At 66.4% G+C, this 16,035-nt stretch carries 12 protein-coding genes; 6 read left to right on the top strand and 6 right to left on the bottom strand.

The features are described 5' to 3' along the window. Positions 1–15: 15 nt before the first annotated feature. Positions 16–1,413, top strand: a complete 1,398-nt coding sequence (locus ACSFA3_RS18195) for an amidase family protein (RefSeq protein WP_435506878.1) — start codon at positions 16–18, stop codon at positions 1,411–1,413. 3 nt (positions 1,414–1,416) lie between these two features. Here the strand turns inward: ACSFA3_RS18195 and ACSFA3_RS18190 are convergent, their stop codons facing one another. Both ACSFA3_RS18190 and ACSFA3_RS18185 read right to left on the bottom strand, forming a co-directional pair. Beyond that, positions 1,417–2,892: an amidase gene (locus tag ACSFA3_RS18190; RefSeq protein ID WP_435506877.1), complete on the bottom strand. Its 1,476-nt coding sequence runs from the start codon at positions 2,890–2,892 to the stop codon at positions 1,417–1,419. Continuing rightward, positions 2,889–3,860, bottom strand: coding sequence for a LysR family transcriptional regulator (locus tag ACSFA3_RS18185; RefSeq protein WP_435506876.1), 972 nt, complete (start codon positions 3,858–3,860; stop codon positions 2,889–2,891). The genes ACSFA3_RS18190 and ACSFA3_RS18185 overlap by 4 nt, the downstream gene beginning before the upstream one ends. Positions 3,861–3,946: 86 nt before the next feature. On the opposite strand from ACSFA3_RS18185, the gene aptA reads away from it, so the two are divergent. The 5 genes from aptA to ACSFA3_RS18160 all read left to right on the top strand — a co-directional run bounded on the left by aptA (position 3,947) and on the right by ACSFA3_RS18160 (position 11,164). Continuing rightward, a complete protein-coding gene (aptA, locus tag ACSFA3_RS18180) occupies positions 3,947–5,308 on the top strand; it encodes an omega-aminotransferase AptA (RefSeq protein ID WP_435506875.1) in 1,362 nt (453 codons plus the stop codon). Between the two features lie 119 nt (positions 5,309–5,427). Further along, positions 5,428–7,134, top strand: a complete 1,707-nt coding sequence (locus ACSFA3_RS18175) for a GMC family oxidoreductase (RefSeq protein ID WP_435506874.1) — start codon at positions 5,428–5,430, stop codon at positions 7,132–7,134. A 307-nt stretch (positions 7,135–7,441) separates the two neighbouring features. Continuing rightward, positions 7,442–9,301, top strand: coding sequence for a DUF1800 domain-containing protein (locus tag ACSFA3_RS18170; RefSeq protein WP_435506873.1), 1,860 nt, complete (start codon positions 7,442–7,444; stop codon positions 9,299–9,301). A 59-nt stretch (positions 9,302–9,360) separates the two neighbouring features. After that, on the top strand, positions 9,361–10,782 hold the full coding sequence (locus tag ACSFA3_RS18165; protein ID WP_435506935.1) for a DUF1501 domain-containing protein: 1,422 nt from the start codon (positions 9,361–9,363) through the stop codon (positions 10,780–10,782). A 130-nt stretch (positions 10,783–10,912) separates the two neighbouring features. Continuing rightward, complete coding sequence (locus tag ACSFA3_RS18160; protein WP_435506872.1) at positions 10,913–11,164, top strand: hypothetical protein; 252 nt, start codon at positions 10,913–10,915, stop codon at positions 11,162–11,164. A 16-nt stretch (positions 11,165–11,180) separates the two neighbouring features. Here ACSFA3_RS18160 and mrdA read toward each other — a convergent pair whose 3' ends face one another. The 4 genes from mrdA to ACSFA3_RS18140 form a co-directional block, all read right to left on the bottom strand. After that, entirely contained in the window at positions 11,181–13,154 is a 1,974-nt protein-coding gene (mrdA, locus tag ACSFA3_RS18155) for a penicillin-binding protein 2 (RefSeq protein WP_435506871.1), read from the bottom strand. Next, positions 13,151–13,672: a rod shape-determining protein MreD gene (gene mreD, locus ACSFA3_RS18150; RefSeq protein WP_435506870.1), complete on the bottom strand. Its 522-nt coding sequence runs from the start codon at positions 13,670–13,672 to the stop codon at positions 13,151–13,153. The genes mrdA and mreD overlap by 4 nt, the downstream gene beginning before the upstream one ends. Continuing rightward, positions 13,669–14,769, bottom strand: coding sequence for a rod shape-determining protein MreC (gene mreC / locus ACSFA3_RS18145; RefSeq protein ID WP_435506869.1), 1,101 nt, complete (start codon positions 14,767–14,769; stop codon positions 13,669–13,671). Before mreC ends, mreD begins: the two co-directional genes overlap by 4 nt. Before the next feature lie 61 nt (positions 14,770–14,830). Next, a complete protein-coding gene (locus tag ACSFA3_RS18140; protein WP_262075790.1) occupies positions 14,831–15,874 on the bottom strand; it encodes a rod shape-determining protein in 1,044 nt (347 codons plus the stop codon). Positions 15,875–16,035: the final 161 nt, after the last annotated feature.

Here is a 16,035-nt window from a genome sequence, read left to right as displayed (position 1 = left end):
AAAGGCCGGCGAAATATGAGCGCGATCTGGACCTTGTCGGCGACCGAAGTCGCCGCGCAGATTCGTGACCGCCGCATTTCGGCGGTCGAAGCCGCAGAAGCTGCGTTGCAGCGGCTGGACGCGGTCAATCCGCAGCTCAATGCGGTGGTCGATTTCCGGCCCGACGAGGTGCTGGCGCGCGCCCGGGAAACCGATGCGGCACTCGCGCGCGGCGATGCGGTCGGGCCGCTGGCCGGCGTGCCGGTCACCGTCAAGGTGAACATCGACCAGGCCGGTTTCGCGACATCGAACGGCCTCGTGCAACAGCGCGACCTGATCGCCAGGACCAACAGCCCGGTCGTCGACAACCTGCTGAAAGCCGGCGCGACCATCGTCGGGCGGACCAACACGCCCGCCTTCAGCTACCGCTGGTTCACCGACAACCGACTGCATGGCGCGACGCTCAATCCGCGCAACCGTGCGCTGACGCCAGGCGGCTCGTCGGGCGGTGCGGCATCGGCGACGGCGGCAGGCATCGGTCACATCGCGCACGGCACCGACATCGCGGGCTCGATCCGCTACCCCGCCTACGCCTGCGGAATCCACGGCTTGCGGCCGACGGTCGGTCGCGTCGCCGCCTACAACGCGACCGCGCCGGAGCGGAACATCGGCGGACAGATCATGGCCGTCTCGGGGCCGCTCGCGCGCACCGTGGCCGACATCGAACTCGGCCTCGCCGTGATGGCCGGCGGCGATGCGCGCGACCCGTGGTGGATGCCGGCACCGCTGGTCGGGCCCGACGCGGAAAAAGTCGCGGCCGTCTGCACGCATCCCGACGGCATGCGCACCGCGCCGGAGATCGTCGCCGCGCTGCACGAAGCTGCCACGCGTATGCGCGATGCCGGATGGAACGTGGTCGAAGTCGACGCGTTGCCGCCGATACGCTCGGTCTGCGAAGCGCAGATCACGCTCTGGATGGGCGACGGCTACGAGGCGATGGTGAAGGCAGCGGAGGTCGAGGGCGATCCCGGCGCGATCGCCGCGCTGGCGGGCCAGGCGGCAATCGGCCGGTCGGTGACGCTGGCCAGCTTTTCGGATGCGCTCAAGACACGCGCGACCGTCATACGGCAGTGGCAGCTGTTCCTCGAACGCTATCCGGTGGTGCTGCTGCCGGTCAGCGCAGAGTTGCCGTTCGACACCGACCTCGACGTTCGCGATGCCGCGTCGTACACGCGGGTGTGGGAAGCGCAGGCGCCGATGATCGGCCTCGCGCTGACCGGGCTGCCGGGGCTCGTGCTGACGATGGACGTATCGGGCGAACGCCCGGTCGGCGTGCAGATCCTGGCCGGCCGGTTCCGCGAAGACTTGTGCCTCGCGGCAGGTGCGGCCATCGAAAGTCGCGGCCCCGCCATCGGGATGGCGCCGCCGGACTGAAGTTCAGCGTCCGGCGGTGACGTGGACGCCGGGCTTCCGTCCCGCGTTCCACTTGCCGTCGATCGATCGCTCGATCTGCGCGGCCAGTTGCAACAACAGCCCGTCGTTCGCCTGCCGCGCCTGCGCCTGGATGCCCAGCGGCAGGCCGTTCTCCTGCTGCGCCAGCGGCAGCGAGATGCCCGGCATGCCGCACAGGTTCGCCAGCGGCGTGTACGCGAAGTTCTTCCACAGGTTCGCGAACCAGTCGTGCACCGACGGATTGGTGCTCGTCGTGAGGTATTCGGTCGTGCCGACAAGCGGCGTCGGCAGCGCGGTCACCGGCGTCAGGATGATGTCCCAGTCCTCGAAAAAGCTGCCGAACGCGCGCGACGTCGTATTGAAAACCGCCTGCATCTTCGAGCGCTCCGAATAGCTGGTGTGCAGGCCGGCTTCCCAGATCTTGATGTCGATCGGCTCCAGCAGATCGGCTGGCGGCCGCTCGTACCCGAGTCGCGCGATCTGCCCGGCGATGACCTGCGCGAAGTTGCTGATGTAGCAGGTGGTCTGCGCGGCGAAGGCGCCACGGAAGTCGACCTCGGGCAGCGCCCATTCGACGTGATGGCCCAGCCCTTCGAGCAGCTTGCCGACGCGCGTCAGCTCGGCCACGAAATGCGGCGTGGCGCGGAAGTCGCCCCATTCGTGCGACAACGCGATGCGCAGCCGGCCAGGGTCCTTCTTTATAAGCTCGCTGTACGGCTCGGCCGGCGACCAGAACGGCATGAACTCGCCCGGCGCGCCGCCGCGGCACTGGTCGACGAAAGCCGCCGTGTCGCGAACGGTGCGGCTGTGGCAGCCCTGGATCGACACGAGCCCCGACAGGTCCGACAGGTTCGGCGCCAGCGAGAACACGCCGCGCGAAACCTTCAGGCCGATGTTTCCGTTCACCCCGGCCGGAATGCGGATCGACCCGCCACCGTCGGTCGCATGCGACAGCGGCAGCACGCCGGCCGCCACCGCAGCTGCCGTTCCCGCCGACGATCCACAGGTCGTGTAGTCGAGATCCCAGGGATTGCGGGTGGTGTAGAGCGCGTTCTCCGCCGAACTGCAGACGCCGAATTCGGGCGTCGTGGTGCGGCCGATGATGTTCAGGCCGGCCTTGCGGATCTGCGTCGTGAGAAAGCTGTCTTCGGTCGGCCGATGGCCCTGCATCAGCATCGACCCGAACTCCTGCAGCCGACCTTTGAGCGTAGGGCCCAGGTCCTTCATCAGGTAGGGCACGCCGGCGAACAGGCCGTCGGTGTCGGTTCCGTTGCCGACCGGGTCGGCGACAGCATCGTCGAAGACCTCGATCACCGCGCTCAGCGCCGGATTGGTCATGGCGACGGCAGCGGCCGCCTGCGCAGCCAGTTCGGCAGGCGTCACATCGCCGTTGCGCACGCGTCCGGCCAGCGCCACGCCGTCGTGTGCGGTCCATTCGTCCCAGTTCATTGCCAGCGTCATTTCGATGTTTCCTTTCTGTCGATGTTCATGGGTGTGTGAGCCTCCGCCAGGCATTCCTGGAACAGCTTCGCCGCCCGCGACGGTTCGGGTGAACGGCGCAGCAGGCTGACGAAGCGGCAGACGTAGCGGAAGCGCTTCGGCGCGATGGCCTGCAGGCGCCCGTCGCGCTCGAAAGCCTCTGCGTAATGGTCGGGCAGGAAACCGAGGTACTGGCCCGACAGCACCAGCATCGCGATCGCCTCCTGGTCGAAGCCGGTGGCCTTGCGCTCCAGGCCGGCCCGGTGGCTGAGCGCCATATTCGGCGAATGGAAGCCCAGGCCGGCGAAGTCGTGGACCCGCAGCTTCTCCCAGGTCAGCCCGGAATGCATGGCGCCGAACAGCGGATGGCGCGCGCCGCAATACAGCAGCATCGTTTCGCCGAACAGGTCGGCGTAGGTGAGCGTCAGGGAGCTGCGATGGGCCGGGATGATGCCGATCTGGAAAGCACCGTCGAGCACGCCGCGCTCGATGGCGTTGGTCGACGCGACATGCACGTTCAGTCGCACCTCCGGCGCCAGCACGGCGAAGCGCGCGATGGCGTCGCCGATGCGCGCCTGCGGATTGCTCACCGTCTTGTCGAAGACCGCCAGGTCGAGCTGACCGCCCATCCGGTGGTGGATGTCGTCGATGCTGCTGCGGAACGCTTCGACCGATGCCAGCAGCCGCAGCGTCTCGTCGTACACCCGCCGGCCCTCCGGCGTGAGCGAGAAACCTGCGCGCCCGCGCCGGCAGAGCACCAGCGACAGGCGGGTTTCTAGATCCTTGACATGGCGACTGACGGTCGAGGTGCCGATGTTGAGCTCCAGCTCGGCCGCCGCCATGCCGCCGCAGTCGACGACGCTCTTGAAGACGCGCAGCAGGCGCAGGTCCATGTCGCTGAGCTGGCCCAGCAACGCGCGGCTCTTCTTTTCGTTGTTGATTACTTGCATGGATGCTCAAGTGAGTTCCGACATTGGAGCATTTGCAAGAGCAATGCCTGCGACGAATATCCGGACTTCTCTTCACGAAGTCCGTCATGCCCCACCTCACCGCCCCGATCGCTCCGCCGCAACCGACCGCCACCCGCACCGACGCCGCCTGGCTGTCGGCGCACTGGATGCCGTTCACCGGCAACCGCAACTTCCTGGCCGATCCGCGGATGATCGTCGAGGCCAAGGGCGCGTACTTCACCGACGATTCCGGCCGCAAGGTATTCGACGGACTCTCGGGCCTCTGGTGCACCGGCCTGGGTCACGGTCGCCCGGAAATCACCGAGGCGGTGAGCCGCCAGATCGCCAAGCTGGACTACGCGCCGGCTTTCCAGTTCGGGCATCCGCTGTCGTTCGAGCTGGCCAACCGCCTGAAATCGATGACGCCCGCCGGCCTCGACCACGTCTTCTTCACCGGCTCCGGCTCCGAGGCCGCCGACACCTCGCTCAAGATGGCGCGCGCGTACTGGCGCGCCAAGGGACAGGCGAGCAAGACGCGGTTGATCGGCCGCGAGAAGGGTTACCACGGCGTGAACTTCGGCGGCATCTCGGTCGGCGGCATCGGCGGCAACCGCAAGCTGTTCGGCCAGGCCGTGGAAGCCGACCACCTGCCGCACACCGTGCTGCCCGGCAACACCTTCGTGCGCGGCATGCCGACCGAAGGCGCGCATCTGGCCGATCGCCTGCTCGACCTGATTGCGCTGCACGACGCATCGAACATCGCCGCCGTCATCGTCGAGCCGATGTCCGGCTCGGCCGGCGTGATCGTGCCGCCGCAGGGTTACCTGCAGCGCCTGCGCGACATCTGCACCGCGCACGACATCCTGCTGATCTTCGACGAGGTCATCACCGGCTTCGGCCGCATGGGCGCACTGACCGGCGCGGACGCTTTCGGCGTGGTGCCGGACATCATGAACGTCGCCAAGCAGATCACCAACGGCGCGCAGCCACTGGGCGCGGTCATCGCCAGCAAGGAGATCTACGACACCTTCATGGCAGCCGGCGGGCCGCAGTACATGGTCGAGTTTCCGCACGGCTACACCTACTCCGCGCATCCGGTGGCCTGCGCGGCCGGCATCGCGGCACTCGACGTGCTGCAGAGCGAAGACATGATCGGCCGCGTGCGTGCGCTTGCGCCGCATTTCGAGAACGCGGTGCACAGCCTGAAAGGCGTGAAGCACGTCGTCGACATCCGAAACTTCGGTCTGGCTGCGGGCATCACGCTGGCGTCGGCTCCGGGCGAGCCGGCACGCCGGCCTTATGAAGTCGCGATGGCCTGCTGGAAGAAAGGCTTCTACGTGCGCTACGGCGGCGACACCGTCCAGCTCGCGCCGCCGTTCGTCGCGACCACGGCGGAGGTCGACCGGATGGTGAACGCGCTGGCCGACGCGCTGGCCGAAGTCGCCTGATCTCCGGGGCTGCCGGCGGGTAGACCCCGTCAGCATCGCGCCAGCCATTGCCGCCTAAACTGCAAAGCCCGAGGCCCGGATACACCGGCCCGGGCTTTTTCCATTCTGGAGACAACGGCGTGAGCGAAACGACATTCGACTACATCGTCATCGGCGGCGGCACGGCCGGTGCGCTGATGGCCAACCGGCTGAGCAAGGACAAGCGCAACCGCGTTCTGCTCATCGAAGCCGGCCGGCGCGACGATTACCACTGGATCCACATTCCGGTCGGCTATCTCTACTGCATCGGCAATCCGCGCACCGACTGGCTCTACAGCACCGAACCCGACGCCGGCCTCAACGGCCGCACGCTGCGCTACCCGCGCGGCAAGACGCTCGGCGGCTGCTCCAGCATCAACGGAATGATCTACATGCGCGGCCAGGCGCGCGACTACGACCAGTGGGCGCAGATCACCGGCGACGACGCATGGCGCTGGGACCAGGTGCTGCCGGCCTTCAAGAAGCACGAGGACCACTACCTCGGCGCCGACGAGATGCATGGCGCGGGCGGCGAATGGCGGGTCGAGAAACAGCGCCTGCGCTGGGACATCCTCGACGCCTTCGCGCTGGCCGCGCAGGAAGCCGGCATACCGCACTCGTCCGACTTCAACCGCGGCAGCAACGAAGGCGTCGGGTACTTCCAGGTCAACCAGAAAGACGGCTGGCGCTGGAACACGGCAAAGGCCTTCTTGCGCCCGACCTGCTACGGCCGACCCAACTTCGAGATGTGGACCAACGCGCAGGTGTCGAAACTCGTCACCGAGACGATGCCCGACGGCAGCCTGCGCTGCACCGGCGTACAGGTCTGGGACGGCCACGAAATGCTGATCGCCGAGGCCAAGCGCGAAGTACTGCTCTGTGCCGGCAGCATCGGCTCGCCGCAGATCCTGCAGCTCTCGGGCATCGGCCCTGCCGACCTGCTGCGCCAGCACGGCATCGACGTGGTCGTCGATGCGCCCGGCGTCGGTGCCAATTTGCAGGACCATCTGCAGATTCGCGCGGTGTTCAAGATTTCCGATGCGCCGACGCTCAACGTGCTCGCATCCTCGCTTTACGGCAAGGCCAAGATCGGTCTCGAATATCTGTTGAAGCGCAGCGGGCCGATGAGCATGGCGCCGTCGCAGCTCGGCGCCTTCACGCGCAGTTCGCCAGACCAGCCCTGGCCGAACCTCGAATACCACGTGCAGCCGCTGTCGCTGGACGCCTTCGGCGAGCCGCTGCACGCTTTCCCGGCTTTCACCGCCAGCGTCTGCAACCTGAATCCGACCAGCCGCGGCACGGTGCGCATCAAAAGCGGGCGGTTTGGCGATGCACCGGCCATCGCGCCCAACTACCTGAGCACCGAGGAAGACCGCAAGGTGGCAGCCGATTCGCTGCGCGTCACGCGCCGCATCGCCGAACAGCCGGCGCTCGCCAGGTACCAGCCCAGGGAATGGAAACCCGGCGTGCAGTACCAGTCAGATGAAGATCTGGCGCGGCTGGCTGGCGACATCGCGACGACGATCTTCCATCCGGTCGGAACCGCGCGCATGGGCGCCGATGGCGACCCGATGGCGGTGCTGGATTCCAGGCTTCGCGTCCGGGACGGGCGCGGCGGCAAGGGCGTGATCGCCGGACTGCGCGTCGTCGATGCCAGCGCGATGCCGACCATCGTCAGCGGCAACACCAACAGCCCGACGCTGATGCTGGCGGAGAAGGCTGCCACCTGGGTTCTCGACGATCGCGACCGCTCGGTACATCCGGCGGCCCGGCAAACCATATTGGACAAAGCAGAACTAACGGGTTAATCCCGATGCACTTCGACGGTGCGCGCAATAAAGTCCCCCCACTCGCAACCGGGCATGCCCGCAGCGCGGGGGTACGAGGAGACATATTTCGTAGCTCGAACAGAACAAGATTTATCCAGGCTTCCATAGAGAAGTCGAATTTTTATAAGGGCGCCGCTGGTCGGCGCCTTTTTTTTGCCTTTTTTTCGCTGGTCATCGTCAGCACCGTTTTCCGCGCATTGTTTTGGTGCCCCTTTTTATGAATTGACGCTCTAGAATTCGCGACTCGTAACACATTCTTTCAAATTGTTTCGAAAGAAGTCGCTGAATGAACATCGAGCCGAAGTCGAACAATCCCACGAACGCGATCGCGGAGGCGCAGCAGGACACCGAGTCAGCGGGTGTTTCGCGCATGGCTATTGTCCCGGCCTCTCTGATGGCGGCCGTATTGCAGGCATGCGGCGGGGGTGGCGGAGGTGGCGGCAGCGACGGCGCCTCACTCAGTGCTGCGTCCAGAACGACAGCCGGCAGCTCCGCGGTCGGCGATGTCGCGATCCCGGTGGTCGACGCCAAGCCGGCCACGGACACCGAAGCCGCACGATTTCTTCTCCAGGCCCAGCTCTCGGCCAGCGCCGATGACATCGCCTCGGTGCGGAGCCTGGGCTATGCCGCCTGGCTGTCGGCGCAGTTCGGCGCTGCGGCCGGACAAACCGGCTGGGACTGGCTCAACGAACGGGGCTACGACTCGACCTCATCCGCAACTGCTTACTACGACCAGTCGTACCCGTCGGACTTCATGATCTGGAAGCAGCTGATCACGGCCCCCGACGCCTTGCGCAAGCGGGTCGCCCTGGCGCTGTCCGAAATATTCGTGGTGTCGACGGGCGGCATCGCCAACCGCTGGCGCAGTCACCTGATGGCCAGTTGGTGGGACATGCTGTCGAGCAACGCACTGGGCAACTTTCGGAAGCTGCTCGAAGACGTGACCCTGCATCCGGCAATGGGTGTCTACCTGAACGTGCGCGGCAGCCAGAAGGAAAACGCGTCGACAGGCCGACAGCCAGACGAGAACTATGCGCGCGAGGTCATGCAGCTCATGACCATCGGGCTGTCGCAGCTCAATCCCGACGGCACTGTCAGGAGAGGCGGCGACGGCGCGCCGCTCGACAGCTACACACTGAGCGACGTGACCAACCTGGCGCGCGTCTTCACCGGCTACGACTTCGACCAGAGCCGGAACGATACGAGTGCGAGCGTCGGAAACACCGCCTTCGCGCGCCTGCCGATGGCATTCAAGGCCAACCTGCACTCCACGCTGGACGCCACCTTCCTCGGCACCACCGTTGCCGGCGGCGGCAACGGCACGGATTCCATGAAGAAGGCGCTCGACACGCTTTTCAACCATCCGAACGTCGGCCCCTTCATCGCGAGGCAGCTGATCCAGCGACTGGTGACCAGCAACCCGAGCCCCGCCTACGTCGGCCGCGTCGCGGCGCTGTTTGCGAACGACGGTCGCGGCGTGCGCGGCAATCTGGCGGCCACGGTGGCAGCGATCCTGCTCGACGCCGAAGCCCGCGACATGACGACGCTGGCGGCCGCCAGCGCCGGCCGGCTGCGCGAGCCCGTCCTGCGCTTCGTGCAGTGGGCGCGCACCTTCGGACTGCAGTCGGCGCAGGGGTCGTGGAAGATCTACGACCAGTCGAATCCGGCAACACAGTTGGGTCAGAGCCCGCTGAATTCGCCTTCGGTGTTCAACTTCTTCCGGCCGGGCTATGTGCCGCCGAATACCGCGATCGCATCCGCAGGCAACGTGGCGCCGGAGTTCCAGATCGTCAACGAAACCTCCGTCGGCGGCTACCTGAACTTCATGCAGGGTGCGATCCGCAACGGGATCTACGTGAACGGCGCCGATGTTCCGCAGGCGAGCGGCGGCACGATCAACGGCTTCGACCTGACGGCCGCGTATGCCAAGGAGCGTGAACTGGTCGCCGACGCCAGCGCACTGGTCGCGCGCTTGAACCTTCTGCTGGCAGCCGGCCAGCTCTCCGACGGCACCGTGCGCGACATGGTCGCCGCGTTGAACTCGACGCCGGTCACGGCCGCCAGTTCGGACAGCATCAAGCTGAACCGGATCGGCGCGGCCGTGCTCATGGTGATGGCTTCGCCCGAATACCTGGTCCAGAAATGAAGCGCAACCACACGAACAATACGAGCCACACCGCCTGTTCCGACGCCTACCCGTCAGACATGGTGTCCGGCGCTTCGCGGCGGGCCTTCCTGCGACGCTCCAGCCAGCTGGCGCTCAGCGGTGCCGCACTTCCTTTCGCGCTGAACCTCGCCGCCATGGGCGAGGCGGCGGCGTTCGAATCGAGCGATTACAAGGCGCTGGTCTGCGTCTTTCTGTATGGCGGCAACGACTACGCGAACACCGTCGTGACGTACGACGATCCAAGCTACACGCTCTATTCGCAGATTCGCGGATCGATCGCGCTCCCGCGAAGCTCGCTGGCCGCGACCGAACTGCTGCCGACGACGCCGCTGCCGGACGGTCGCAAGTACGCACTGCACCCGTCGATGCCCGGCCTTGCCGATCTGTTCAACGCCGGCAAGGCCGCGGTCCAGCTCAACGTCGGACCGCTCGTGGTGCCGCTCACGCGCGCCCAGTACAACAGCAGCAACCGCGCGCTGTATCCGGTGCCGCCCAAGCTTTTCTCGCACAACGACCAGCAGTCGGTCTGGCAGTCGTCGTCGCCCGAAGGCGCCGTGACCGGCTGGGGCGGCCGCATCGGCGATCTGGCGCTGGGCAGCAACGGCAACTCGCTGTTCACCTGCATCTCGGCGACCGGCAACGCGATCTTCCTGTCGGGCCAGCAAGCGCTGCAGTATCAGATGAGCACCAGCGGCGCGGTGCCGATCAGCAGCGTGAAGAGCAACGTCTACGGATCGAGCGCGGTCCGGAACCAGATCGCGGCGATGGTTCAGCGCAGCAGCGGCAACAACCTCGAGAACGAGTACGGGCGCGTGACCGGCCGCGCGATCGGGTCCGAACAGCAGATCACGGCCGCACTTGCCGGCGCCAGCCTCGCAACGCCGTTCACGGCCGGCAATCCGCTGGCGAGCCAGCTGAAGATCGTCGCCCGTCTGATCGCCGCCCGCACCGCGCTGAGCTCGCGCCGGCAGGTCTTCTTCGTGTCGCTGGGCGGCTTCGATCTGCACGACAACCTGATCGCGCAGCACCCGACGGCGCTGGGCCGGGTGAGCGACGCGATGACCTCGTTCTACAACGCGACGGTCGAAATGGGCATCGCCGACAAGGTCACCGCTTTCACCGCCTCCGATTTCGGTCGCACGCTGGTATCGAACGGCGACGGGTCCGACCACGGCTGGGGCAGCCATCACCTGATGGTGGGCGGCGCGGTCAGGGGAAAGGCCTTCTACGGATCGGCACCGCCGGTGAGCAACGGCAACACCACTGCCGCCGCAGACCAGTGGCACGTGGGCCAGGGTCGCTTGCTGCCGACGACTTCGGTCGATCAGTATGCGGCGACGCTGGCGCGCTGGTTCGGCGTTTCGGAACCCGAACTCAACGCAATCCTGCCGAATCTTCGCCGCTTCGGCACGGCCGGCGGACGCCCCGATTACCCGATCGACATGGGCTTCATGGCCTGAAATCGCAAGAACGTCGCTCCTTCGATCAAAAAATGACAAAGTTCACAAAAGTTTCTTTTCAGTGACATGTTGTTGAACGGATGATCGGAACACCACCCCTGGTCGCCACCGATCACCTCAGGAGTTCGCCATGTACGGCCGCACCGCCAACGCTCGTTCCGCTGCTCGCGCCACCGACACGGCAACAGTCAATCTTCGACGACGAATGGCGCTGGCCGTGGCCCGGCGCTTCGGCGGTGCCGGCCAGCCGGTCACGCAGCCGACGGCCCTTGCATCGTCGTCGGGCCTGATCGCTGCTTCCGTCGATAGCCGGCAAGAACAAGAGCCGGACAACAATCTCCTCGCGCTCGACCAGCGGGTGCGCGAGACCGGCGAGTGGTGAGTCCTGCCTGATTGACTTACGGCGCCGCGACCGGCGCGCCCGGTGCCGGCACCGGCCAGATCACTTCGCTGGCCACGCGCGGCTTGCCGATCGGCGCAGTCGCCTTGCCGACCTTCACCGCAGCCAGATCGGCTTCGTTCGGATACTGGTCGGCGAGCCAGTAATCCATCACCCGGCGCGCGATCGGCGCTGCGGCTCCGGCGCCCCAGCCAGCGTTCTCCACGATCACGGCCAGCGCGATCTTCGGATTGATCGCCGGCGCGAATCCCATGAAAAGTGCGTGGTCCCGCTGATGCTCTTCGAGCGCGCGGGCGTTGTAGCGCGTGTTCTGCGCCTGCGTCACGGCCTGCGCAGTGCCGGTCTTGCCGGCCGCGGCATAGGCAGCGCCAGCAAAAACGCCCCGCGCCGTGCCTGCGCTGACCACGCTCTGCAGTCCCTCGCGCACCACCGCCACGTTGGCCGGCGTGATGCCCAGCGACTCTGCCGGGGGCTGGATCACAGCCTTCACCTGGCCGCTGACCGTGTCGCGGATCGACAGCACCACATGCGGCCGATGCTTGATGCCTACGTCCGCGACGATCGACGCCGCCTGCGCCAGCTGCAGCATCGTGAAGCTGTTGTAGCCCTGCCCGATGCCCAGCGAAATCGTTTCGCCGGCATACCACTTCTGCTGCTCCGGTCGCTTGTAGGCGTTGCGTTTCCAGTCGGTACTCGGCAGCACGCCGCGCACCTCGCCGCCGAGGTCGATGCCGGTGATCTGCCCGAAACCCAGCGGCTTCATGAAGTCGTGGATCAGGTCCACGCCCATCTCGTTGGCCAGCGAGTAGTAATAGATGTTGCTCGACAGCTGGATCGAGCGCCGCATGTCGACGCCGCCGAGGTTTCCTTCGGGACTGCCGAAACGGTGGCCGCCGAAATTGAAGAAGCCGGGGTCGTTCACCACCACGTTCGGCCCGCGCTTGCCGGTCTGCAGCGCGGCCAGCGCCATGAAGGGCTTGTAGGTCGAGCCCGGCGGATAGGTACCGCGCAGCGCACGGTTGAGCAGCGGCTTGTCCAGCGATTCGCTCAGTTCCTTCCAGCTTTCGGTGTCGATGCCTTCGACGAACAGGTTCGGGTCGAAGGTCGGCTTGCTCACGAAGGCCAGCACTTCACCGGTGCGGGGATCGATCGCGACCAGTGCGCCGCGCCGATCGCCGTACATGTCCTCGATCAGCTTCTGCAGCTTGATGTCGAGCGACAGCATCACCGTGTCGCCCGGCGTCGCCGGATGGCTCGCGAGCTTGCGGATCGCCCGGCCGCCCGCCGATGTTTCCATCTGCTCGACGCCGGTCTGGCCGTGCAGGACCTTTTCGTAGCTCTGCTCGACACCGAGCTTGCCGATGTAGTCGGTGCCCTTGTAGTTGGCCAGATCCTCGTCTTCCCACTCCTCCATCGCGATCTTTTCGCGCTGGTTGATGCGTCCGATGTAGCCGAGCACATGGCTCGCCACCTCGCCCTGCGGATAGTTGCGGAACAGTCGCGCCTTGATCTCGACGCCCGGAAAGCGGTAGCGCTGGGCCGCGAAGCGCGCGACCTCCTCGTCGCTCAGGCGCGTGCGGATCGGCACCGAATCGAAGCTGCGCGAGTCTTCGCGCAGGCGCTTGAAGCGGCGACGGTCGCGCGGCGTGATGTCCACCACCATTGCCAGCGCCTCGATCGTCTCGTCGACGCTGCCCACCTTCGACGGCGTGAGTTCGAGCGTGTAGGCCGAATAGTTGGAAGCCAGCACGATGCCGTTGCGATCGAGGATCAGGCCGCGGTTCGGCACCACCGGCACGATCGCCGTGCGGTTGCTTTCGGCCTGTTCGGCAAGATCGTCGTGACGATAGATCTGCAGGTAGACCAGCCGCGCGCACAACAGCCCGAAAGCGACCAGCACGACGAGGCCGATCACGAGCACCCGGCTCCTGAAACGCGCCAGATCGGCGCCGACGTTGCGGAGTTCGGTCATAGCGGGCGATTCGCGTCGGGCTCCGGCGTGCGGCGCTGCGGGGCGAGCAGCAGCACGCTCACCAGCGGCCACAGCGCTGCCTCGACCACCGGGGCGATGAACAGCGTCCAGCCCGGAAACACGCCGCCGCCGATCATGCGTATCACCAGCTCGACCAGATGCGACAGCGCAAACAGCGGCAGCACCTGCAGCGCCTGCGAAAACACCGGATACCAGAGCAGCCGGCGGTGCGCCATGATCGCCAGAAAGCCGAGCATCGTGTACGACAGCGCATGCTGGCCGAGCATTGCAGACTGGTGCACGTCCATGAAGATGCCGAAGACGAAAGCCGCGCCGATGCCGATGCGCGCCGGCTGGTGCACGCTCCAGAACACGATCACCAGCGCCAGCACGTCGGGCGTCCAGGCGGCGCGTCCGAGCGGCAGCATGTCGACCAGCAGCGCGACGATCAGGCTGCCCCACACAAATAGCGGGTTGACCGGCAGCAGAAGCTGCTGGTGGCCGGGACGCATGATCATGGCGAGCGCCTTTCCTGCAGGATTGCGCGGCGCGCGGCATGCGAGCCCGGCTTGGGGTCCGCCGCAGGCTCGCCCTGTTTGGCCGCCCGCTCGGGACGACGGCGCGCAGCGGCCAGTGCGGCTGCGGAGGATGCAGAGGAAGACGTCGCCGATGCCGGCGTTGCGGGCGCCGCGGCTGCACCCTGACCGTTCGCATCGGTAGCGTCGCTGTGCGCTGAAGGCGGCGGTGCAGCCGGCCCCTGTCCGCCGACCGGCACCAGCACCATGACGTAGCGCGCCGCAGTCACCTGCGCAAGCGGAACGCAATAGATGCGCGCAAAACCGGAATCGGCACGGCGCTCGATGCGATCGATCTTCGCTACCGGAAGTCCGGCCGGATAGACGCCGTCGACGCCGCTGGTCGCCAGCAGGTCGCCTTCCTGCAGGTCCGAGTTGGCCGCCATGAAGCGCAGTTCCAGCCCGCCGATGCGCGAATTCGCATCGCCGAAAGCGACGCTGCGGGCGCCGGTACGCATGTTCTGCACCGGGATCGAAAGGTCGCGGTCGATCACCAGCGTCACTTCGCTGGTGAAAGGTTGAACCTGCGTCACCTGGCCGAGCACGCCTTTTTCGTCGATCACCGGCGAACCGGCGATCACGCCGTTCGACAGGCCCTGGTCGATCACGATCTTGCGGGTGTACGGATCGGCCGCGTCGTAGAGCACCTCGGCCGCGCGGCCCGGTGTCGGCACGGTCTGGCGCAAACGCAGCATCGCGCGCAGGCGCGCATTCTCGTCGGCCAGCGCATCGGCCTGGCTGGCGCGCTCTGCCTGCAGCGACAGCGCACGCCGCGCCTCCGATTCGTTGCGCTGGGCGGCCTGCAGGTTTTCCATGTATCGACCGCCGTCGGCGACCGCCTGCACCGGCTTCAACGCCAGCCACTGCACCGGATACAGCACCGTGCCGATTGCCAGGCGAATCGGCCGCACGAGATGAAAGCGAGCGTCCGCCACCATCAGGAAAAGCGCCAGCGCGCTGAAGAAGATCAGCTTGCTGAGCGCCGACGGCCCCTGGTTGAAGAGGGGCGGCGCGGATCGGTCGAGGGTGCCAAGCGGCATGGAGCCAATGTAACGAAGAAAGGCGAAAGCGACACGAAATGCCCTGCAGCCTCGGCGCGAGTCACTCGCTCGTGAAGATGCTTCCGAGTCGGTCCATGCGCTCCAGCGCGATGCCGCAACCGCGAACCACGCAGGTCAGCGGGTCTTCGGCCACCAGTACCGGCAGGCCGGTTTCCTCGGCCAGCAGACGGTCCAGATCGCGCAGGAGCGCGCCGCCGCCGGTCAGCATCATCCCGCGCTCGGCGATGTCCGCGCCGAGCTCGGGCGGCGTCTGTTCGAGCGCATTCTTCACGGCCGAGACGATGTTGTTGAGCGGATCGGTCAGCGCCTCCAGCACTTCGTTGCTGCTGATCGTGAAGCTGCGCGGCACGCCTTCGGACAGGTTGCGGCCCTTGACTTCCATCTCCTTGACTTCGGAGCCCGGGAATGCGGAGCCGATCGTCTTCTTGATGACCTCGGCCGTCGGCTCGCCGATCAGCATGCCGTAGTTGCGGCGGATGTAATTGATGATGGCTTCGTCGAAGCGGTCGCCGCCTACGCGGACGCTGCCCTTGTAGACCATGCCGCCGAGCGAGATCACGCCGACCTCGGTCGTGCCGCCGCCGATGTCGACCACCATCGAGCCGGAAGCTTCCGACACCGGCAGGCCGGCGCCGATGGCAGCTGCCATGGGTTCTTCGATGAGGTAGACCGACGTGGCGCCGGCCGCTTCGGCCGCGTCCTTGATGGCGCGGCGCTCGACCTGGGTCGAGCCGCAGGGAACGCAGATGATGATGCGCGGGCTCGGCGCGAGCAGCGAACGCGGATGCACCATCTTGATGAACTGCTTGATCATCTGCTCGGTGATCACGAAGTCGGCGATGACGCCGTCCTTCATCGGGCGGATCGCCTCGATGTTGCCGGGCACCTTGCCGAGCATCGCCTTGGCTTCGCGGCCCACGGCCTGGATCACCTTCTTGCCGTGCGGACCGCCTTCATGGCGGATCGCGACGACCGAAGGCTCGTCCAGGACGATGCCCTTGTTGCGGGCAAAAATCAGGGTGTTCGCGGTTCCAAGATCGATCGCAAGGTCGGTCGAGAAATACCGACGGAAAGCTCCAAACATGTGGAATTCCTCACGGGCACGACATGCGCATCGGCGTGTCGTCGCCCTCTTTCTGGGTCGTCTGACGGGGTGGATTGATAGGTATTTGCAGCAGAAGCCGGCGCATTGGCGGGGGTCGCGACAAAGGCGGGATAATACCCGAATACCCTCGGTTCTCCCCT

The organism is Variovorax glucosi (assembly GCF_051216695.1).
Taxonomy (GTDB): Bacteria; Pseudomonadota; Gammaproteobacteria; order Burkholderiales; family Burkholderiaceae_C; genus Variovorax.
The sequence above is the reverse complement of the archived record's forward strand: the minus strand, read 5'-3'. Positions and strand labels throughout refer to the sequence as shown.